The 19,336-nt window shown below is 70.4% G+C and carries 21 protein-coding genes; 19 read left to right on the forward strand and 2 right to left on the reverse strand.

The genetic code is table 11. The annotated features are described in order from the left end of the window. The first annotated feature begins 88 nt into the window (after positions 1–88). The 5 genes from ACQPXM_RS17560 to ACQPXM_RS17580 all read left to right on the forward strand — a co-directional run bounded on the left by ACQPXM_RS17560 (position 89) and on the right by ACQPXM_RS17580 (position 3,742). On the forward strand, positions 89–865 hold the full coding sequence (locus ACQPXM_RS17560; RefSeq protein WP_432949852.1) for a sulfite exporter TauE/SafE family protein: 777 nt from the start codon (positions 89–91) through the stop codon (positions 863–865). Positions 866–1,211: 346 nt separating this feature from the next. Then, on the forward strand, positions 1,212–1,886 hold the full coding sequence (locus ACQPXM_RS17565; RefSeq protein WP_432949854.1) for a slipin family protein: 675 nt from the start codon (positions 1,212–1,214) through the stop codon (positions 1,884–1,886). Then, positions 1,883–2,395, forward strand: coding sequence for a hypothetical protein (locus tag ACQPXM_RS17570; RefSeq protein WP_432949856.1), 513 nt, complete (start codon positions 1,883–1,885; stop codon positions 2,393–2,395). Before ACQPXM_RS17565 ends, ACQPXM_RS17570 begins: the two co-directional genes overlap by 4 nt. Positions 2,396–2,399: 4 nt before the next feature. Beyond that, positions 2,400–3,152: a class I SAM-dependent methyltransferase gene (locus ACQPXM_RS17575; protein ID WP_432949858.1), complete on the forward strand. Its 753-nt coding sequence runs from the start codon at positions 2,400–2,402 to the stop codon at positions 3,150–3,152. A gap of 77 nt (positions 3,153–3,229) precedes the next feature. Further along, the gene (locus ACQPXM_RS17580; RefSeq protein WP_432949860.1) at positions 3,230–3,742 is read left to right on the forward strand and encodes a hypothetical protein; all 513 of its coding nucleotides are present in this window, start codon (positions 3,230–3,232) and stop codon (positions 3,740–3,742) included. Here ACQPXM_RS17580 and ACQPXM_RS17585 read toward each other — a convergent pair. Continuing rightward, positions 3,739–4,875, reverse strand: coding sequence for a cytochrome P450 (locus tag ACQPXM_RS17585; RefSeq protein ID WP_432949862.1), 1,137 nt, complete (start codon positions 4,873–4,875; stop codon positions 3,739–3,741). The two genes, ACQPXM_RS17580 and ACQPXM_RS17585, sit on opposite strands and share 4 nt — an antisense overlap. 122 nt (positions 4,876–4,997) lie before the next feature. On the opposite strand from ACQPXM_RS17585, the gene priA reads away from it, so the two are divergent. From priA to ACQPXM_RS17640, 11 genes are all read left to right on the forward strand, one after another. After that, positions 4,998–5,768, forward strand: a complete 771-nt coding sequence (priA, locus tag ACQPXM_RS17590; RefSeq protein WP_432949864.1) for a bifunctional 1-(5-phosphoribosyl)-5-((5-phosphoribosylamino)methylideneamino)imidazole-4-carboxamide isomerase/phosphoribosylanthranilate isomerase PriA — start codon at positions 4,998–5,000, stop codon at positions 5,766–5,768. Continuing rightward, positions 5,765–8,068 carry an HAD-IB family hydrolase gene (locus ACQPXM_RS17595; protein ID WP_432949866.1) on the forward strand — a complete coding sequence of 768 codons (2,304 nt, stop codon included), beginning with the start codon at positions 5,765–5,767 and terminating at the stop codon, positions 8,066–8,068. The genes priA and ACQPXM_RS17595 overlap by 4 nt, the downstream gene beginning before the upstream one ends. Further along, positions 8,065–9,264 carry a zinc-dependent alcohol dehydrogenase gene (locus ACQPXM_RS17600; RefSeq protein WP_432949868.1) on the forward strand — a complete coding sequence of 400 codons (1,200 nt, stop codon included), beginning with the start codon at positions 8,065–8,067 and terminating at the stop codon, positions 9,262–9,264. Before ACQPXM_RS17595 ends, ACQPXM_RS17600 begins: the two co-directional genes overlap by 4 nt. A gap of 48 nt (positions 9,265–9,312) precedes the next feature. Further along, positions 9,313–10,893: a lactate racemase domain-containing protein gene (locus ACQPXM_RS17605; RefSeq protein ID WP_432949870.1), complete on the forward strand. Its 1,581-nt coding sequence runs from the start codon at positions 9,313–9,315 to the stop codon at positions 10,891–10,893. After that, complete coding sequence (locus ACQPXM_RS17610; protein ID WP_432949872.1) at positions 10,893–11,825, forward strand: lysophospholipid acyltransferase family protein; 933 nt, start codon at positions 10,893–10,895, stop codon at positions 11,823–11,825. Before ACQPXM_RS17605 ends, ACQPXM_RS17610 begins: the two co-directional genes overlap by 1 nt. Continuing rightward, a complete protein-coding gene (locus ACQPXM_RS17615; RefSeq protein WP_432949874.1) occupies positions 11,822–12,499 on the forward strand; it encodes a hypothetical protein in 678 nt (225 codons plus the stop codon). The genes ACQPXM_RS17610 and ACQPXM_RS17615 overlap by 4 nt, the downstream gene beginning before the upstream one ends. A 10-nt stretch (positions 12,500–12,509) precedes the next feature. Continuing rightward, a complete protein-coding gene (hisF, locus tag ACQPXM_RS17620) occupies positions 12,510–13,271 on the forward strand; it encodes an imidazole glycerol phosphate synthase subunit HisF (protein WP_432949876.1) in 762 nt (253 codons plus the stop codon). A 5-nt stretch (positions 13,272–13,276) separates the two neighbouring features. Then, entirely contained in the window at positions 13,277–13,813 is a 537-nt protein-coding gene (locus ACQPXM_RS17625) for a MarR family winged helix-turn-helix transcriptional regulator (RefSeq protein ID WP_432949878.1), read from the forward strand. Between the two features lie 96 nt (positions 13,814–13,909). Beyond that, the gene (locus ACQPXM_RS17630) at positions 13,910–14,422 is read left to right on the forward strand and encodes a MarR family winged helix-turn-helix transcriptional regulator (RefSeq protein ID WP_432949880.1); all 513 of its coding nucleotides are present in this window, start codon (positions 13,910–13,912) and stop codon (positions 14,420–14,422) included. Continuing rightward, on the forward strand, positions 14,419–15,996 hold the full coding sequence (locus ACQPXM_RS17635) for an MFS transporter (RefSeq protein ID WP_432949882.1): 1,578 nt from the start codon (positions 14,419–14,421) through the stop codon (positions 15,994–15,996). Before ACQPXM_RS17630 ends, ACQPXM_RS17635 begins: the two co-directional genes overlap by 4 nt. Before the next feature lie 218 nt (positions 15,997–16,214). Then, a complete protein-coding gene (locus tag ACQPXM_RS17640) occupies positions 16,215–17,009 on the forward strand; it encodes an AfsR/SARP family transcriptional regulator (protein WP_432949884.1) in 795 nt (264 codons plus the stop codon). Here the strand turns inward: ACQPXM_RS17640 and ACQPXM_RS17645 are convergent. After that, complete coding sequence (locus tag ACQPXM_RS17645; protein WP_432949886.1) at positions 16,928–17,131, reverse strand: hypothetical protein; 204 nt, start codon at positions 17,129–17,131, stop codon at positions 16,928–16,930. The genes ACQPXM_RS17640 and ACQPXM_RS17645 overlap by 82 nt on opposite strands. A 125-nt stretch (positions 17,132–17,256) precedes the next feature. On the opposite strand from ACQPXM_RS17645, the gene ACQPXM_RS17650 reads away from it, so the two are divergent. From ACQPXM_RS17650 to ACQPXM_RS17660, 3 genes are all read left to right on the forward strand, one after another. Continuing rightward, complete coding sequence (locus ACQPXM_RS17650; RefSeq protein ID WP_432949888.1) at positions 17,257–18,015, forward strand: AfsR/SARP family transcriptional regulator; 759 nt, start codon at positions 17,257–17,259, stop codon at positions 18,013–18,015. 71 nt (positions 18,016–18,086) lie between these two features. After that, positions 18,087–19,094 (forward strand): hypothetical protein, encoded by a 1,008-nt coding sequence (locus tag ACQPXM_RS17655; RefSeq protein ID WP_432949890.1) that lies wholly within the window; start codon positions 18,087–18,089, stop codon positions 19,092–19,094. Then, complete coding sequence (locus ACQPXM_RS17660) at positions 19,094–19,336, forward strand: hypothetical protein (protein ID WP_432949892.1); 243 nt, start codon at positions 19,094–19,096, stop codon at positions 19,334–19,336. Before ACQPXM_RS17655 ends, ACQPXM_RS17660 begins: the two co-directional genes overlap by 1 nt.

Below are 19,336 nucleotides of genomic sequence, written 5' to 3' on the forward strand. Positions count from 1 at the left end.
CGATCACGTCGGGCGACGTAAGGGTTCTCTCGCACAACGTCCTTACTTGATCATTGGGGCGTGAGTGTTCTCCGCCGCTGGTGCCGCCGTGCCTGACATCTCTTTGTGGACCCTCGTCTTCCTGGTGGTCGCCGCCTTCTCAGCCGGCTGGATCGACGCGGTGGTCGGCGGTGGCGGGCTGATCCAGTTGCCCGCGATGCTGCTCGGCCTGCCGAACGCCTCGCCGGCGCAGATCCTGTCCACCAACAAGATCTCGTCCCTGTGCGGTACGGCGACCAGCGCGGTCACGTTCGGCGTCAAGGTCCGCCCGGACCGGCGGACGGTGCTGCCGCTGACGATCCTGGCCGGAATCGGCGCGGCCGCCGGGGCGTTGGTGGCGACCAAGATCCCGATGAGCTGGTTCAAGCCGATCGTGCTCGTGCTGCTGATCGGCGTCGCGATCTACACCGCGCTCAAGCCGGCGCTCGGCGCCCGGACCGCGCTCAGGTGGGACGGTCGCAACCACTACGTCGCCGCCGGCGCGGTCGGTCTGCTGATCGGCTTCTACGACGGCGCGGTCGGTCCCGGCACCGGCTCGTTCCTGATCTTCGCGCTGGTCGGCCTGCTCGGCTACAACTTCCTGCAGGCCAGCGCGAAGGCGAAGATCGCGAACGTCGCCACCAACCTCGGCGCGATCGCCGTTTTCGCCGCGCACGGCGCGCCGCTGTGGGGCCTCGGTCTGGCGATGGGTGCCGCCAACATGGTCGGCGGCCTGCTCGGCGCCCGGACGGCGGTCGCGCGCGGCAGCAAGTTCGTCCGGATCATCTTCCTGGTCGTGGTCAGCGCCCTGATCCTGCGCCTCGGCTACGACGTCTTCTTCGCCTGAACCTTGCTCGGGGCAACAAACTGAGCGGGAATCCAGTTGCTCCGGGCCCGCACCGGCCCGCACACTGAACGGCGTACGGCCGGATCAGCAGCGGCGCCGGCGTTCGCCGGAACCGTTCTGCGCGTTGTACCCGGCGCGGTACATCTGCCGCTTTGCCACGGACAAGGCTCAGCTCCAGGTCTGTCCCGGTGCTCGCGCTGTCCCGTCCCTCGGCTCTGCAGGCCCGGCTGCTCGTCACGAGCCGGTTCCTCCGCCGCGGTCCGGGGTGAGTACCGGGACGGACCGTCCGAGGCGTACGCGGACAAGCGACGACAGCAGACGACGACCTGACGAAGGGGAGTGGACGATGGCGAAGATCACCGTGCAGGCGCACGAGCAGGTTCTGGTGTACCGCGACGGTGTCTTCGAGTCCCAGCTCGAACCTGGCCGGTACGCCGTCCGGCAGGCCCGCCGGACCCGGCAGGAGCGCATCGACCTGCGGATCCGCCAGCTGTCGGTCTCCGGCCAGGAGATCTTCACCGCGGACGGCGTGACCGTGCGCGTCACCGCGATCGCCCGCTGGAAGGTGGCCGACCCGCGCGCCTTCGTCGAGCGCGCCGAAGCCCCCGAGGAACTGCTGCACGTCGCTCTCCAGCTGGCGGTCCGCGACGCGGTCGGCCGGCACGAGCTCGACGAGCTGCTGCGCCCCGAAGGCCGGGACGCGGTCGCGGCGGCCTTGACCGCACCGGTCCAGGCAGAGGCGACCGACCTGGGCATCACCGTGCTCGACGCGACGGTCCGCGACCTCGGCGTGCTCGGCGAGCTGCGCGTCGCACTGGCCGAGACCGCGGTGGAACGTCAGCGCGGCCGCGCCGCCCTCGAACGCGCCCGTGGTGAGGCAGCCGCTCTGCGCTCACTGGCGAACTCGGCCAAGCTGCTCGACGACCACCCAGCCCTGGCGACGCTGCGGCTGGTCCAGGCCGCGGCCGACTCCGGCGCCACCGTCGTACTGACTCCGGATGGTCTACCGTCTCGCACATGAAGGTCCTGTACGACGGCCCGGTGCACGTCGCCTACTTCCAGCTGTACGTGATGTCCGGCGGAACGTTCGCCAGCGACCCCGCCGAGTCGAACCAGGGCCAGGTCAACGGGTTGTGCGGGGGCGCGTTGCCAGGGACGTTGTTCCTGACGACCGGCCTGCACACCGGCCACACCCACTTCACCGTCGAGCTGCATGACGAGCAACCGCCCGTCGACGAGCAGTGGGAGGAGATCGTGGAGGCGTCGTTCCGGCCGGTCGAGCCGGAGATCGCGCTGGTCGAGTGGGCGGGCGAGGCGGTCCACCACCTCGACCTGCCGATCGGCGACTACCGGGTCCGCTACCACGCGACGGGCATGGACGCGGCCGCCGAGGCCGACACGGTCAAGGACGACGATCCGCCGATCGACCGCTACCTCCTGCAGTTCTGGCCGGCTGCCGCACAACCGGACACGATCGTGAAGCAGACCGCCGAAGTCGCGGCGTACTGGCACCGGGCTTGGAAGGAGTAGGGCCGTGGTCGACTACGACGATCGCCTGCATCGCGTCTACGCCGCGGGCCGGGCCGTCGACCAGGAGACCGTCGACGCCTGGATGCGCGCGTACGCCGAAGTCGTTCCGCCTGGGCGCCCGTTGACGGTGCTCGATCTCGGGTCGGGCATCGGCCGCTTCACTGCGGCGCTGGCCGAGACGTTCGGCGGGCCGGCGTACGGGGTGGAACCGTCGGCCCGGATGCGCGAGCAGTCCCCGCCGCATCCCCGTGTCACCTATCTCGAAGGATCGGCCGAGGCGATCCCGCTCCCGGACGCGTCGTGTGACGTGGCGCTGCTCTTCCTGTCGTTCCACCACTTCGCCGACCAGCAGCAGGCCTTGCGCGAACTGCACCGCGTCCTGCGGCCCGGTGGAGTCGTGCTGCTGCGCAGCCAGTTCGCGGACCGGATGCCGGAACTGCCCTGGTACAAGTACTTCCCGTCGGCGCCGGCCGCCGACGCGGCGATGTACCGCACGGTGGCGGAGACCCAGCAGATGGCGCGCGCGGCGGGTCTCGTTCCGGACGAGGAACTGCGGCTGATCACCGCCGAGCGGCCACGGACGCTGGCCGCGCTGTACGACCGGGTCAGCACTCGGGCCTTGTCGACGTTCGAGCATCTTCCGGCCGAGGAGATCGAGGCGGGCTTCGAGGCGTTCCGCCGCGACGTCGAGGCCGATCCCGATCGCGAGACCCCGGTGATCCCGGCCTGCTTGATGGTGCTGCGCCGCTCGCCTTGACGGTGCCGGCCGCCGTCGCGTTGCCCGTTCGTGCAGATCCTCCGCCGACTCCGCGCCGGTCGCCCTAAGGTCGCGACATGACGACGATCTTCGACGGCCGGATGGGCTTGACCTTCGGCCAGATCTACCTGCTGACCGGTGGGGTGGACTGGCCGGACTTCGACGACGCCCGGCGCGGTCAGGTCAACGGGCTCTGCGGAGCGGCTCAGCCTGGACGGCTGCTCCTGATGACCGGTCTGCACACCGGCTCCGTCGGCTTGCGGGTCGAGCGGCTGGACGCGGAACCGGCGCTGGACGACCAGTGGGAGGAAGTCGTCGAGGTGTCGTTCGAGCCGGCCGGTTCGGCGCTCAGGCTGCACGGACTGGATTCCGGTCCGTTCGTGAAGGCAGAGTTGCCGGTCGTCAGCTATCGGGCCCGGTACTGCGCGACCGGGATGGACAAGGGCAAGGAAGTCGACGTCGTCCAAGGCGACGAGCCGGTCGTCGACCACTACCTGCTCCAGTTGTGGCCCGCGGAGCCGGCGCCGGACGTGGTCCGCAAGCAGACGTCGGCCACCGCGGCGTACTGGCACCAGGAGCAGTGCGGCTAGACCTGAGACGGGTGTTCGACGTGCCAGCGCACCTTCACCGCCGCCGGTTTGCGGAAGACCAAACCGCGCGGGGGAGGAGACGACGCCGCGAGCCGCAACCCCGGCAACGCGAGCGCGGCTCTCAGGGCAGTCAGCGCTTCGAGCCGAGCCAGGTGCATACCGAGGCAGATGTGCGGCCCACTGGCCCACGCCAGATGACGGCGCGCGTTCGGACGGCGTACGTCGTACCGGTCCGGGTCGGGAAAGACCGCGGGGTCGCGACCGGCGCCCGCCAGCGACACGGTCACCAGATCCCCCCGACGCACCGGGCAGCCGGCCAGCTCGACGTCCCGGGTGGCGTAGCGATCGACGACGGCGGCCGCGGGTTCGAGCCGTAGGGACTCCTCCAGCGCGTTGGCGAGCAACGCCGGATCGGCCAGCACGAGCTCGAGCTGGTCCCGGTGCGTCAGCAGGTGCCACAGGCAGTTGGTGATCATGCCCTCGGTCGTCTCGATGCCGCCGAACATCAGCACCGCGGCGTTCGCGACCACCTCGTCCACACCCAGCCCCGCGCCCGCCGCCTCGGCGACCAGCGAGTCCGACGAGTCGATGCCCCCGGCAACATGGGCGTGCAGCCGCGCGAACGCCTCGGCGCCGGCCGCCGTGACCCGGCGCCCGGCCGCGACACCGGTCACCGAGTCCGAGATCGCCTCGTACCACCCGAGCACCGTCGAGGCCGACGCCGGCGGCAACCCGAGCGAGTAGGCCACGACCGCCACCGACAGCGGCCCGGCGAGTGTGCGCCGCAGATCCGCGGCCCCGTCCGCCGCGATCTCGCCGACCAGCGCCTCGACCGTCTCGGCCACCGGCCGCGTGAACCGCGCCCGCGTCTCCGCCAGCCCGAACGCCTTCTCGAACGGCGCCCGGTGCGCGGCGTGCGCCGTACCGTCCAGGGACAACATCGACGGGCCCACCACCTGCGCCGTCGAGAACCGCGGATCGTCGACCGTGAACGTCTCCGGATCCCGCATCACCCGCACCGCGAGCTCGCGCCCGCTCACCACCCACCCGCCGAGCGCGTCCATCCAGCCCACCGGCCGCACCGCCGCCAACGCCGCGTGCGGGTCGTCCGTCAGCTCCGCCACAGTGGTCATCGCCGACGATGCTACGGCCAGACCACAACCCTGACTGGTATTGCTGAGACAGATCCGATCACAACGACTCAAGCGGGCAGTGGGTTACAAATGCCGAACCTTGGGCATCTAGGGTGTGGGCCATGTCTGCGTTGGATTCTTTCCCCACCCCACCGCCCCGGTCGAACCTGGTGCTGCTGCCTGCCGTCGACGTGGCGGACGGGCAGGCGGTGCGGCTGGTGCAGGGAGAGGCCGGCAGCGAGACCTCGTACGGCGACCCGCTGGCGGCCGCGATGGCGTGGCAGGAGGCCGGCGCTGACTGGATCCACCTGGTCGACCTGGACGCGGCGTTCGGCCGCGGCAGCAACCGCGAGCTGCTCGCCGAGGTCACCGGCCAGCTCGACGTCCAGGTGGAGTTGTCCGGTGGAATCCGTGACGACGAGTCGCTGGAGGCCGCGCTCGAGACCGGCGCCCGCCGGGTCAACATCGGGACCGCCGCGCTGGAGAACCCGGAGTGGTGCGACCGGATCATCCAGACCTACGGCGACCGGGTCGCGATCGGCCTCGACGTCCGCGGCCGCACGCTGGCCGCGCGGGGCTGGACCAAGGAGGGCGGCGACCTGTACGAGGTGCTGGAGCGCCTCGAGCAGGCCGGCTGCGAGCGGTACGTGGTCACCGACGTGACCAAGGACGGCATGCTGCAGGGCCCGAACCTGGACCTGTACCGCGACCTGTGCGCGCGCACCGACAAGCCGATCGTCGCGTCCGGCGGTGTCTCCAGCCTGGACGACCTGCGCGCGCTGAGCACGCTGGTGAGCGAGGGCGTCGAGGGCGTCATCGTCGGCAAGGCCCTGTACGCCGGCGCGTTCACCCTGACCGAGGCACTCGAACTCACCCGTGGAGGCGACAAGTGAGGCTTGCCGACAAGCTCGAGGGCAAGAAGGTCCTGGTCACCGGGGTGACCGGGTTCGTCGGTGAGGCGTTGCTGCACCGCATCATCGGTGACCTGCCGGGCACCACCGTGGTCGCGATCATCCGGCCGAAGGGCTCGCTCAAGGGCACCGACCGGATGGCCCAGCTGCTGAAGAAGGACATCTTCAAGCCGTTCTACGGCGAGGGCACCCCGTACGCCGACGCCGAGGCGCTGTCCGCCGCCCGGGTCCAAGTCGTCGAGGGCGACCTGGCCGACGTCCCGGAGCTGCCGACCGATCTCGACATCGTCGTGCACTGCGCCGGTGACGTCAGCTTCGACCCGCCGATCCACGAGGCGTTCACCACCAACGTGCTCGGCACCAAGAGCCTGCTGGAGCGGATCGACGAGAGCCGCCAGGGCACGGACCGCCGGATCCACTACGTGCACATCTCCACGGCGTACACCGCGGGCCGTCGCCGGGGCGCGATCCCCGAGGCGCCGGTCGACCACACCGTCGACTGGCGGAGCGAGGCCGAAGCCGGAATGGCGATGAAGGCCCGGATCGAGGGCATGTCGCGCTCGGCCGCGATGCTGGCCAAGTTCCGCAAGGACTCCGAGAAGCTGCACCGCCGGGCCGGGCACCTGACCGCGGCGGCCGACACCGAGCGGCGGCGTACCGAGTGGGTCGCCAAGAAGCTGATCGAGACCGGCACCGAGCGCGCCCGCAGCCTCGGCTGGACCGACTGCTACACCTTCACCAAGGCACTCGGCGAGCGCGTCGTCGAGGAGTTCGCCGGCAAGCTGCCGACGTCGATCGTCCGGCCGGCCATCATCGAGTCCGCGGTGCAGAGCCCGCACCCGGGCTGGATCGAGGGCTTCAAGATGGCCGAGCCGCTGATCCTGGCCTACGGCCGCGGCGAGCTGCCCGAGTTCCCGGCCAGCCCGGACTCCGTGGTCGAGATCATCCCGGTCGACCACGTCGTCGGCGCGATCTGCGCGGTGATGGCGACCGAGCCCGAGCTGTCGAAGCCGGAGTACTACCACGTCAGCTCCGGCGCCCGGAACCCGCTGACCTTCGAGCAGCTGTACGCCGGCGTGCGCGCGTACTTCTCCAAGCACCCCTTCGACCTGGGCGAGCGCGGCGCGGTCCGGCTGCCGGTCTGGAAGTTCCCCGGTGGCGACTCGGTCGAGAACCTGCTGCGCCACGGCGAGCGCGCGCACAAGATCGCCGACACGATCATCACCCACATCCCGCGCGGCGAGCGGACCCGCAAGTACGCCCGCGAGCTGGACGTGCAGAAGCGCCGGCTCGACTTCCTGCGCCGCTACATGGACCTGTACGCCGAGTACGCGCAGGCCGAGCTGCAGTTCATCGACGACAACGTGCTCGCGCTGCACAACGCCCTCGAGGGCGAGGACCGGGACAAGTTCTGGTGCGACACCTCGATCGTGGACTGGCAGCACTACCTGCAGGAAGTGCATTGCCCGAGTGTCACCGACTCGCTGCGCCGGCTGGACGTCGTCCGGAAGAAGCGCAACAAGGCGCTGGCCGAGTCGGCCGGCACGCTGAAGAAGGTCACGCCCTCCGACGACGCCGAGGTGATCGCCGCGTTCGACATGGACGGCACGCTGCTGTCGTCGAACGTGATCGAGACCTACCTGTGGATGCGCCTGCCCGAGCTGGACAGCCACCAGCGGGCCGGCGAGATCGGCGCGATGCTGCGCAAGCTGCCGAAGCTGATCTCGGCCGAGCGCAAGGACCGCGGCACGTTCCTGCGCACGATCTACCGCCGCTACGAGGGCGCCGATCTGGAGGAGCTGAACCAGATCGTCGACGAGGTCCTGGCCGAGCACGTGCTCGAGCGGCTCAGCGGCGCCGCCGTCCGGCGGATCCGCGAGCACCGGGCCGCCGGGCACAAGACGATCCTGATCACCGGCGCGATCCGGCCGCTGACCCGGCCGCTGGAGCCGCTGTTCGACGAGATCGTCGCCGCCGAGCTGGCCGTCGACGACCGGGGCCGCTGCACCGGCTACCTGACCGGTCCGCCGCTGGTCGGTGAGTCCCGGGCGGCCTGGATCAAGCACCGGGCCCGCGGCACGAACATCGACCTGTCGAAGTCCTACGCCTATGCCGACAGCCACTCGGACCTGCCGATGCTGACCACCGTCGGCAACCCGGTCGCCGTCTCGCCGGACGTCTCGCTGTTCCGGGCCGCCCGGGCCGCGCGCTGGCAGATTGTCGACTGGAAGACCCCGTCCACCTCGTCGCGTCTGGAAATCCCTGGGGTGAACGCCCGATGATGCTCGCACTGGAGATGTACCGCTCACCGGCCAAGTTCCTGGCCGCCAAGGCGGTCGGCAGCCGGATCCCCGGCATCCTGACCGGACCGGCCGCGCCGCTGCGCCTGGTCACGATCAACGAGCCGAAGGCCGACCGGGACGGCTGGGCGCGGATCCGGCCGATCCTGTCCGGGATCTGCGGCTCCGACCTCGGCATGGTCACCGGGCACACCAAGCTGTACTTTTCGGCGCTGGTCTCGATGCCGTTCGTCCCCGGCCACGAGATCGTCGGCGAACTGCTCGACGACTGCGAGGACCTGCCGAAGGGCACCCGAGTCGTCATGGACTCCGTCCTCACCTGCGCCGCCCGCGGCGTGGAGCCGTGCGAGAGCTGCGCCACCGGTCACACCAACCGCTGTGACCGGGTCACCGTGGGTCACGTCTCGCCCGGACTGCAGACCGGCTTCTGCTCCGACACCGGCGGCGGCTGGGGCAACGTCATGGTCGCCCACCGCAGCCAGCTGTACGCCGTACCGGACGGCTTGTCCGATGAGCGGGCTGTGCTGACCGAGCCGTTGGCGGGCGCGGTGCACACCGCGCTGCGGGCGAAGGTCGAGCCGGGACAGTCGGTGCTGGTCAGCGGTGCCGGCGCGGTCGGGCTGTTCGCGACGCTCGCGTTGCGTGAGCTGACCCAGGCCGGCCGGATCACCGTCGTCGCCAAGCACCCCAAGCAGCGTGAGCTGGCCCGGGCGTTCGGTGCGAGCGACGTGGTCGCGCCCGACGAGGTCTTCCGCGGGGTCCGCCGGGCCACCGGCGCGTTCCGGCTGAAGCCGGAGCTGAACGCCAAGGAGTTCCTGCTCGGCGGCGTCGACATCGCCGTGGACGCGGTCGGCAGCAAGGACTCGATCGACACCGTGCTGCGGGTCACCAAGGCCGGCGGCCGGGTCGTGCTGGCCGGGATGCCGTCCACGGGTGCCGACCTGTCGCCGGTGTGGTTCCGTGAACTGGACCTGACCGGGACCTACGCGTCCTCGCGGGAGGAGCCGAACGGACGGCCCGCCTTCGAGACCGCGCTCGAGATCGCCGCGAAGGCTCCGCTGGACGGAGTGGTCGGGGCGCGTTACCCGCTCTACCGGTGGCGTGAGGCGCTGGATCACGCGCAGTCCGCCGGCCGCCTGGGCACCGTGAAGGTGGCTTTCGACGTGAGGGCCTCATGATCGCCGCAGTGGACGCAGTGTTGAACGTACGACGAGAGAGGTTCTGACATGGCTCGGCCAGGGTTTGTGCTTGAGGTGGACGACCGGACGCCGCCGCTGCTCGTGCACAACGGCGAGGGCTTCCTGCTGGAGCGGTTCCCGCTCGGCACGCGGGTGGTGTACCCGCCGGAGGCGCTGCCGCCGGTGCGCGACGTGGAGGAGGCGATCCAGAACGCGCTGCTGCACCCGCTGGAGTCCGAGCCGCTGCCGGAGCTGCTGCGGCCGGGGATGCGGCTGACCATCGCCTTCGACGACATCTCGCTGCCGCTGCCGCCGATGAAGAAGCCCGACATCCGCCAGCGCATCATCGAGGCCGTGCTGACGATGGCCGCCGACGCGGGCGTCGACGACGTCGAGCTGATCTCGGCCAACGCGCTGCACCGCCGGCTGACCCCGAACGAGCTGCGCGAGATCGTCGGCGAGCGGGTCTTCCGGTCGTTCTTCCCCGACGGCAAGCTGTACAACTTCGACGCCGAGGACGCCGCCAACCTGACCCACCTGGGCCAGACCCGGCACGGCGAGGACGTCGAGATCTCCAAGCGGGCGGCCGAGTCCGACCTGCTGGTCTACGTGAACGTGAACCTGGTGGCGATGGACGGCGGCCACAAGTCGACGTCGATCGGGCTGGCGTCGTACAAGTCGCTGAAGCACCACCACAACAGCCACACGATGATCCACTCGCGGTCGTTCATGGACCACAAGGCCTCCAAGATGCACCACTCGGCCTGGCGGATGGGCGAGATCCTGACCCAGCACGTCAAGGTCTTCCAGATCGAGACCACGCTGAACAACGACATCTTCGGCGGTCCGCTGGAGTTCCTGCAGAAGCGTGAGTGGGAGTGGTCGATCAAGGACCAGGCCGCGATGCTCGGCGCCAAGCGCGGGCTCGCGCTGGCCCCGGCCAAGGCCCGGCGCAAGATCTTCCAGGACGTCCGGTCGAACTACGGGCTGACCGGGATCCACGCCGGCTCGATCGAGCCGGTGCACGAGAAGACGATCGAGAACGTGCACAAGCAGCACCTGGTCGAGGTGCAGGGCCAGTCCGACGTCGCGATCATGGGCGTGCCGTTCGTCGGCCCGTACAACGTGAACTCGGTGATGAACCCGATCCTGGCCGCCTGCATGGGGCTGGGCTACTACTTCAACTCCTACCGGGGCAACCCGGTCGTCCGCAAGGACGGCGCGGTGATCCTGTACCACCCGGTGGACTACGAGTTCAGCCAGCTGCACCACCCGTCGTACGTGGACTTCTTCGAGGAGGTGCTGTCGGAGTCGACCGACCCGGCCACCATCGAGGCGAAGTTCGAGAAGCAGTACGCCGAGGACCCGTGGTACATCCACCTGTACCGGACGTCGTACGCCTACCACGGCGTGCACCCGTTCTACATGTGGTACTGGATCTCGCACGCCCTGGACCACTGCGGCGACATCGTCTGGGTCGGCGCGAACCGCAAGACCGTCGAGCGGATGGGCTTCCGGTCCGCCTCGACGCTGCAGGACGCGCTGGAGATGGTCAGCCACTCGGTCGGCCGGTCGCCGTCGATCACCTACCTGCACAACCCGCCGCACCTGCTCGCGGACGTTCGCTGATGGGCGCCAACCTGGTGAAGTTCGGCCGGGACACCGCGCGTGACGTCAAGCAGGTCGCGCGCGGCTGGCGGTGGGGCCGCCGGACCCAGGTCCCGCGCTCGGCCGAGCCGTACGTGATTCCCAAGGAGACCTCGGTCTTCCCGACCAAGTGGGCCCGCAAGCCCGCCGCGATCGCGATCCGCGAGGTGCTGCAGAAGGGCGCGCTCAACTCGGTCCTGCGGTTCGAGGTGAACCCGCAGGTCAGCGGCCTGGACTCGCTGGTGAAGGTGGACGGCCCGGCGCTGATCGTGGCCAACCACTCCTCGCACCTGGACACCCCGCTGGTGCTGTGCACGCTGCCGGACGCGATGCGCCGCAAGACCGCGGTGGCCGCGGCCGCCGACTACTTCTTCGACACCTGGTGGCGGGCGACCGCGTCGGCGATCGTGTTCAACACGTTCCCGATCGAGCGCCGCGGCGGCAAGCTCAGCTCGACGCCCGGCGACCTGCTCGCCGACGGGTGGAACGTGGTCGTCTTCCCCGAGGGCACCCGCTCGCCCGACGGCTGGATGGAACGCTTCCGGATGGGCGCGGCGTACCTGGCCGTCGAGCACGGCGTACCGGTGATCCCGGTCGGAATCAAGGGCTCCTTCGCTGCGATGCCGCGCGGCCGCGGCTGGCCGGTCCCCGGCCGTCCGACCGTCGCCGTCCGGTACGGCGACCCGCTGCGCCCCGCCGAGGGGGAGAGCCCCCGCGACTTCGCCCCCCGGATCGCGGCCGCCGTCTCCGCCCTGCTCGACGAGGAATCCACCAACTGGTACGAGGCCCGCCGCCGCGTCGCCGCCGGCACCTCCCCGTCCCAGTCCGGCCCCGACGCCGCCCGCTGGCGCCGGGTCTGGGAAGCCACCACCCCCATCCAGCCCGAGGCCGGCAAGCGCCGCGCCTGGAAGTGAGTCAGCTCGTCCACCGGCCGCGGTTCTCCGCGGTCGGTGCGCCGTTCTGGATCCTGGCCGGGGTCTACGTCGCGATGGGTGCGTTGCTGTCGTGGTCGTTGAGCACCTGGGCGATCAGCGGCACTGTTGGCGTACTGGTCTTCGCGGTCTGGCTGCTGCTGGTCGTCGCTGCGGTTGTGGTGATCTTCAGCCGGACAGCGGTGATCGTGGACGACGACGCGGTGACGTCGATCGGCGTCTCGGGTGCGCCCACGACGCTGAAGCGGGACGAGCTCGGCCGAGTGGTGGCGATCGGCCGGCTGCGTGGATCACTGCCCGGCGGCGTCCTGCTGGTGGTCGCGCGGGACGGGCGACGGATCGGTGCGGCCGAGTGGCTGTGGGGCTCGCAGGCAGCCGGTTCGCTGGCCGCTGCGGTCGCGGGTGGCCAGTTGCCGCTGGAGCAGCGGCCGGTCATGAGCCCCTTCGACCTGGTTCGCGAATTCGGAGTCGATCCGGCGGTTCGCCGCCGACCGGTCCTGTTCGCCGTACGATGTCGGCCGCCGTGGGCGCGGGGATTCTGGTCGCCTGGCCGCTGGTCGGCTACTTTCTCTGACCCGAGCCGGGCCGGACGGGGCGACATCGGCCGAGTCGCACATTCCGGGTCAGGTGCGGTCTGTACTGGACGTGCTCGCTAGCCTTGTCCCCGTGAGCCTTGCCGTGCGTGTGATTCCCTGCCTGGACGTTGATGCCGGGCGGGTGGTCAAGGGTGTCAACTTCGTGAACCTGCGCGACGCCGGTGACCCGGTCGAGATGGCCAAGCTGTACGACGCCGAGGGGGCCGACGAGCTGACCTTTCTCGACATCACCGCGTCGTCGGGCTCCCGTGAGACGACGTACGACGTGGTCGGGCGGACGGCCGAGCAGGTGTTCATCCCGCTCACCGTCGGGGGTGGCGTCCGGGAGGCGGCGGACGTCGACCGGCTGCTGCGGGCCGGCGCGGACAAGGTCGGCATCAACACCGGCGCGATCCACCGGCCCGCGGTGATCCAGGAGATCGCGCACCGCTTCGGCAACCAGGTGCTCGTGCTGTCGCTGGACGTCCGGCGGTCCGCGGAGCAGCCGAGCGGGTTCGAGGTGACCACGCACGGTGGCCGCAAGTCGGCCGGGCTGGACGCGATCGAGTGGGCCCGCAAGGGCGCCGAGCTCGGCGCGGGGGAGATCCTGCTGAACTCGATGGATGCCGATGGCACCAAACAGGGCTTCGACCTGGAGCTGATCCGGGCGGTCCGCGCGGTGGTCGACGTACCGCTGATCGCGAGTGGGGGAGCGGGGGCGCCCGAGCACTTCCCGCCCGCGGTCGAGGCCGGCGCGGACGCGTTGCTGGCGGCGAGCGTGTTCCACTTCGGCGATCTGCGGATCGCCGACGTGAAGAAGGCGCTGCGCGACGCCGGCGTTGTGGTCCGGTGAACGACATGGTGAACGACACGGCGGCTGCCCAGACGCCCGAGTCCTCGACCGAGCTGCCGCCCGGCGCCGGACCGACCGCTGGGCGTTCCACCGGCCGTCCGCCCGGGCTGATCGCCGACGTCGAGCAGGAGCTGTCGATCCTGCTCCGCCGCGCCCGCTCCGCGCAGATGCTGCTGGCCCGCCGGGTGCACCCGGAGATGGACGCCGCCGGCTACGCGCTGATCTCCCAGATCGATCTCGGTACGGCGTCCGGCCGGGCCGGTGTCCGGGCTTCCGACGTCGCTCAGGCGCTCGGCCTGGACAAGTCGACGGTGAGCCGGGGACTGACCCAGCTGGAGTCGCTCGGGCTGATCGAACGCGTCGGCGACCCGGACGACGGCCGCGCGCGACTGCTCCGGATGACCACGGCGGGCGCCGAGCGGTACGACGCGATGCGCGCCCAGCGGCAGGCCGAGTTCCGCGCGATCCTGGACCGCTGGGACAGCGCCGACCTGACCGATCTGGCCCGCCTGCTCGGCCGCCTCAACGCCGACCTCAGCTGATCGCTCCGACCACGGCCTGATCACTCTCAGTGATCGCAGGGTCTATTTTTCCTCATATGGTTGCGGAAACCAACCATCCGATCATATAGTTGGGTTATGCAACTAGCCCAGCAACCCTCCGTCCCGGGGGTGGAACGGGACACGCCGGCCCAGGAAGTGCTCGAGGGAGTCAGCTCGCTGATCCGCGCCGTGCGTTGTATCGAGCACCGCAATCTGTGGCCCGACTCCGGCCTGCGCCGGGCCGACGCCAGCGTGCTGAAGGTCCTGGCCAAGGACGGCGAACAGCGCGGCGGGGAGATCGCCGCCAAGCTGGGGGTCGACGCGTCCGTCGTGAGCCGCCAGCTGACCGCGCTCGAAGCCGACGGTCTGGTGAGCCGTCGGCCCGATCCGGCCGACGCGCGGGTGTCGCTGGTCGCGCTGTCACCGGCCGGCCGATCGCGGCTCGAGGCCCTGTACGCGAACTACACCCAGCGCTTGCGCACCGCTCTGGCCGATTGGAACGACGACGACCTGGCAGCCGCCGCCGAGACCCTGCGCACGATCGCCGGAGCCGTCACCGAGGCTGCCGCGTCCGTGAGGCGTCCCACGATTTCGACTGGAGAACGATGACTGTCACCGAGACCCGGCCGGCCCCTGCCGCGCCGGAACTCACCCACCGCGAGATCCTCGAGATCCTGGTCGGGCTGCTCGCCGCGCTGTTCACGGCGATGCTCAGCTCGACGATCGTCAGCAACGCCCTGCCGACGATCATCGCCGACCTGCAGGGCAGCCAGACGCAGTACACCTGGGTCCTGACCGCCAGCTTGCTGGCGACCACGGTCTCCACCCCGATCTGGGGCAAGCTGTCCGACCTGGTGAGCAAGAAGCTGCTCGTGCAACTGGCCATCTCGCTGTTCGTGGTCGGCTCGGCCCTGGCCGGGATGGCGCACAACGTGCCGTTCCTGATCGGCGCGCGGGTGCTGCAGGGACTCGCGATGGGCGGTCTGATGGCGCTCGCGCAGGCGATCATCGGCGCGGCGATCCCGCCCCGCAACCGCGGCCGGTACTCCGGCTACATGGGTGCTGTGATGGCGGTCGCCACCGTCAGCGGTCCGCTCATCGGTGGGGTCATCGTCGACACCAGCTGGCTCGGCTGGCGGTGGTGCTTCTACGTGTGCGTCCCGCTCGCGGTGGTCAGTCTCGTCGTCCTGCAGAAGTACCTGCACCTGCCGCTCACCAAGCGCCGGGTGCGGATGGACTACCTCGGCGCGGTGCTGATCAGCGCCGCCGCCAGCCTGCCGCTGATCTGGGTCACCTTCGCCGGTCACGACTTCGGCTGGATCTCCTGGCAGTCGGCGCTGTTCGTCGGTGGCACGCTGCTGTTCGGCCTTCTCGCGGTGGTCGTGGAAAGCCGGGCCGCTGAGCCGCTGGTACCGCTGAAGGTCGTCCGGGAGCGGACCACCGCGCTGGCGATCGTGGCGAGCCTCGCGGTCGGCGTCGCGATGTTCGGCAGCGCGCTGTTCCTCGGCCAGTACTTCCAGATCGCCCGCGGCTACAGCCCGACCGAGGCCGGTCTGCTGACGATCCCGATGATGCTCGGCTCGTTCATCGGATCGGTGGGGTCGGGTCAGCTGATCACCCGGTTCGGCAAGTGGAAGCGGTTCCTGATCGGCGGCGGGGTGCTGCTGGTGATCGGCCTGGTCGTGCTCGGCACGATCGACCACACCACGCCGTACTGGTACGTCGGCCTGGGCATGCTGTCGATGGGCATCGGCATGGGCATGATGATGCAGAACCTGGTGCTCGCGGTGCAGAACACCGTCGACGTCAGCCAGATCGGCGCGTCCAGCGCGACGGTCGCGTTTTTCCGCAGCCTCGGCGGTGCGGTCGGCGTCTCGGTCCTCGGCGCGGTGCTCGCGGCGCGGGTCAAGGACCTGCTGATCGAGGGAGTGCTGCACAGCCCGGGCGGAGCCGCCGCGGCCGGCAAGCTCCAGGACGGCGGCGGCACCAGCCTGCTCGACGTCAACCACCTGCCCCCGCAGTTGGCCGAACTCGTCCGTCAGTCGTACGGCGACGCGACGGGGCGGATCTTCCTGATCGCCGCGGCGTGCGCGCTGGTGAGCTTGGTGGCGGTCTTCTTCATCAAGGAGGTCCCCCTCCGGCGGACCGTCGCGAAGCTCGACGAGCCGATCGACCTGGACTGACCGAGTGCGGGCGGCGGTCGCACTTCAGCGTGCCGTATCGCGAGAGGCCGGTCGTCTTGGCGGAGGCCCGACTGCCGGCCGGGCACGAATCGGAGCCGAGGTGTTGGCAGGACCACAATCCACGAACCACAATCGGTGACGTACGAATGGCAGGTCGGTGACGGGCTTCGGCTGCCGTCAACCGACGCGAGGGCCGGCCGCGAACTCGGGGGGAGTCGATGAGTGACGCGCGCACCGTCGAGCTCCAGCTGCTCCAGGGATTCGTCCTGTCGGTGGGGCGCCGACCGGTCTGCCTGATCTCGAGTGCGCAGCGGGTGCTGGCGTTCCTCGCGCTGCAGGAACGTCAGGTGGCGCGCGGCCAGATCGCGGCCCTGTTGTGGCCTGAGGCCACGGCCAGTCGGGCCCACGCCAGTCTGCGCTCCGCCATCTGGCGGGCCCAGCGCGAGTGCGACCGCCTGATCCACGTGAACAGTGACACCCTCGCACTGTCCCGCGAGGTCATGGTCGACGTGCGGGTCGCCGCATCACAGGCGCACCGGATCCTCGCGGGCGGCCCGGTCGACAGACGGGTGTCCACCAGACTCCACCTGTCGGTCGACCTGCTTCCGGACTGGTACGACGACTGGGTCGTCGTCGAGCGGGAGCAGTATCACCAGCTGCGGCTGCATGCCCTGGAGGCTCTGTGCGAGCGGCTGACCTCGGCCGGGCGGATCGGTGAGGCTGTCGACGTCGGACTTGACGCGATCCGCGCGGAACCGCTCCGGGAGAGTGCTCATCGAGTGCTCATCGAGGCGCATCTGGCCGGCGGCAACCGGTGGGAAGCACTCCGCCAGTTCCAGCGCTGCAAGGCTCTGCTCGCCGAGGAGCTGGGTCTCGAGCCCTCCGCGGCCTTGGTGCGCCTGGTCCGTCAGACCGGCGCACGGGTCGCGCTTCACTCGTCCTTCTCGGCCGCCAGGCAGGACAGCAGGAAGGCGCGTACCGCCTCGGCCGCCGTGTCCACGTCGCTGAAGTAGTGGGCGCGGTGCTCGTGGCTCGGTGCCCGGGCGTAGTCGGTGACGACCGTGATGAGCACGTGCGAGCGCTGGGGCTCGACCCGGACGAGGCACAAGCCGTACGCGCGTGTGTGCGACCTCATCGGCGCATCGTCACACACGTCGTGTCACCCGCGCGTTGCGGCCGAGATCCGGGTCGGCGGTGACGACTCGGTGACGGCCGCACCCTACGTTGGGGCTATGACACCTACTTAGGTGAGCGGATGCCATGGAAACGCTGAGCCGGGGGAGCGGGCCAGGGAGCGTCGCTTCGCAGTTGCACTTGTTCGGTGGGCCGTACGTCACGGTCGGAGCCGAGCGCCGTGAGGTTCCGGAGGGGAGCAAACGGTTGCTGGCGCTGCTCGCGCTGCGCCGCACTCGGGTGGAGCGGTCGTGCGCGGCCGGCCTGCTCTGGCCGGTGGTCGACGAGCGGCGCGCGGCGGGAAATCTGCGGTCGGTGCTGTGGCGGCTGCGGACCGCCGGGCTGGATCTGGTCGGGACGGACCAGCTGTCGCTGGTCCTGCGCGATGACGTCGCGGTCGACGTGCACGCGGTGAACGAGTGGGCGTACCGGCTGGTGTGCGACTCCGCCCGCGTCGAAGACCTGACCCTGCGGCCGTGGGTCGACGCGGCGCTCGACCTCCTGCCCGGGTGGTACGACGACTGGGTGATCTTCGAACGCGAGCGGCTGCGGCACCGGATGCTGCACGCGCTGGAGGCCCTCAGCCGGGAGTTCTGCGCGGTCGGCCGGTTCGCCGAAGGGCTGGAGGCGGCGATGCTCGCCGTCAGCGCCGATCCGATGCGCGAGAGCGCGCAGCGGGTACTGATCGAGGCGCACCTGTCCGAGGGCAACCTCGGCGAGGCGGGACGCGCGTTCGCCGCCTTCCGGCGGCTGATCCTGCGTGATCTCGGGGTGCCGCCGTCGCCGGCGCTGACCGGTCTCCTCACCGCCGCACGGATCCCGCTGCACGCCGATCATTTCGCGTGACGTCCGGGTGACGACCCGGGTGCCACAGTGACGCCATGTCCACTCTTCCGGCCGATCTTGTCTGAGCGACGATGGGCTTCCTTGTCGTCGACCCACTGAACGACGCGACCCGATGGTCCGCCGTGGCAGCCGACGGAGTCACGCCCTCGTCGGTGGTGACGATCGTCGACGACCCGGCGGGCGCGCCGCCCGGATCCGACGGTGTCTGTGCCCTGCTCACCGCCTCCAGCGCAGCGACCGGCCACGCGGTCCGTCGCGACCTGGCTCCGCTCGACCTCGCGCAGTTCACCGAGCTGCGGCTGTCGATCAGCGCCGACCGCACGGCGGGACCGCCCGAACGGAACTTCTTCCTCGAACTGCGCCTCGGATCCCCGGCGCTGCCGTTGTCGGACCCGGCCAACACCTGGCATCGGCTGATCCCGGTGCGAACCAGCCGGACCTGGGAGACCGTGCGGTGCAGCATCGACGACCTGCCGACGGCGGTGTCGGGACAACTGACCAGGATCCAGCTGCGGTGTGTCGACGCCCCGTTCGTCGCCCGGTTGAACGACCTGACCGCGGTGGATCCGCGGCCCGTCGCCGATGCCGACGCGGCACTGACCACCGCCCTGACCGGGATCAAGCTCGGTACGACGATCGTTCCGGTCCGGGTGCGCACCGGAGCCGAACCGATTCCGGCCGCACCCGCGATCGACATCGTGCAGTCCGGCCTCCGGTTCGCACCGGATCGGACCATCACGGCGCTGGTCCCACGCGACTTCCGCGCCGGCGAGGTCCGCACGGTGTCCGCGGGCAACGCGTACGAACTGGACTACGCGATCCGGGTGCCGGCCGCCACGCGCGCCGACCAGACCCGCTTGCTGGAGACCGTGCTCGACCGCCTCGGTGTGCTCGGCGAGCTGCCCTTCGCGGGCGAGTCGTTGCCGATCGAACTGGTCCCCGGCAGCACGGATCCGGCGCAGTTCGAGGACACGCCCGTCCTGCGGTACCGCGTCGCCGTCCGCAGCCGTGACCGGGTCGCCTCGCCCACATGGCTGGTGCGTGAGGTGCTCGTCGACGCCCACCACCTGGAGGTGTGATGACCGCCCGGCTCGTGAACGTCTGCACCCGCCCGGTCGAGGTCCGGCTGTCGTCCGGGGTGGTGGTGGTCGCCGCGCTGTCGTCGGTCGGTTGCGACCCCCGGGACCTCGAGCGGGACCAGGTCCGGGTGCTGTGTGACCGCGGGGTGCTGGTCGCCCAGCGTGCGCCCGTCCCCGAGCAACCACCGGCGCAACGACGGGCCCGTCGCTCGTCCACGAGCACCAAGAAGCGAGGAGAGTAG

The organism is Kribbella sp. CA-253562, assembly GCF_050942265.1.
Classification (GTDB): Bacteria; Actinomycetota; Actinomycetes; order Propionibacteriales; family Kribbellaceae; genus Kribbella.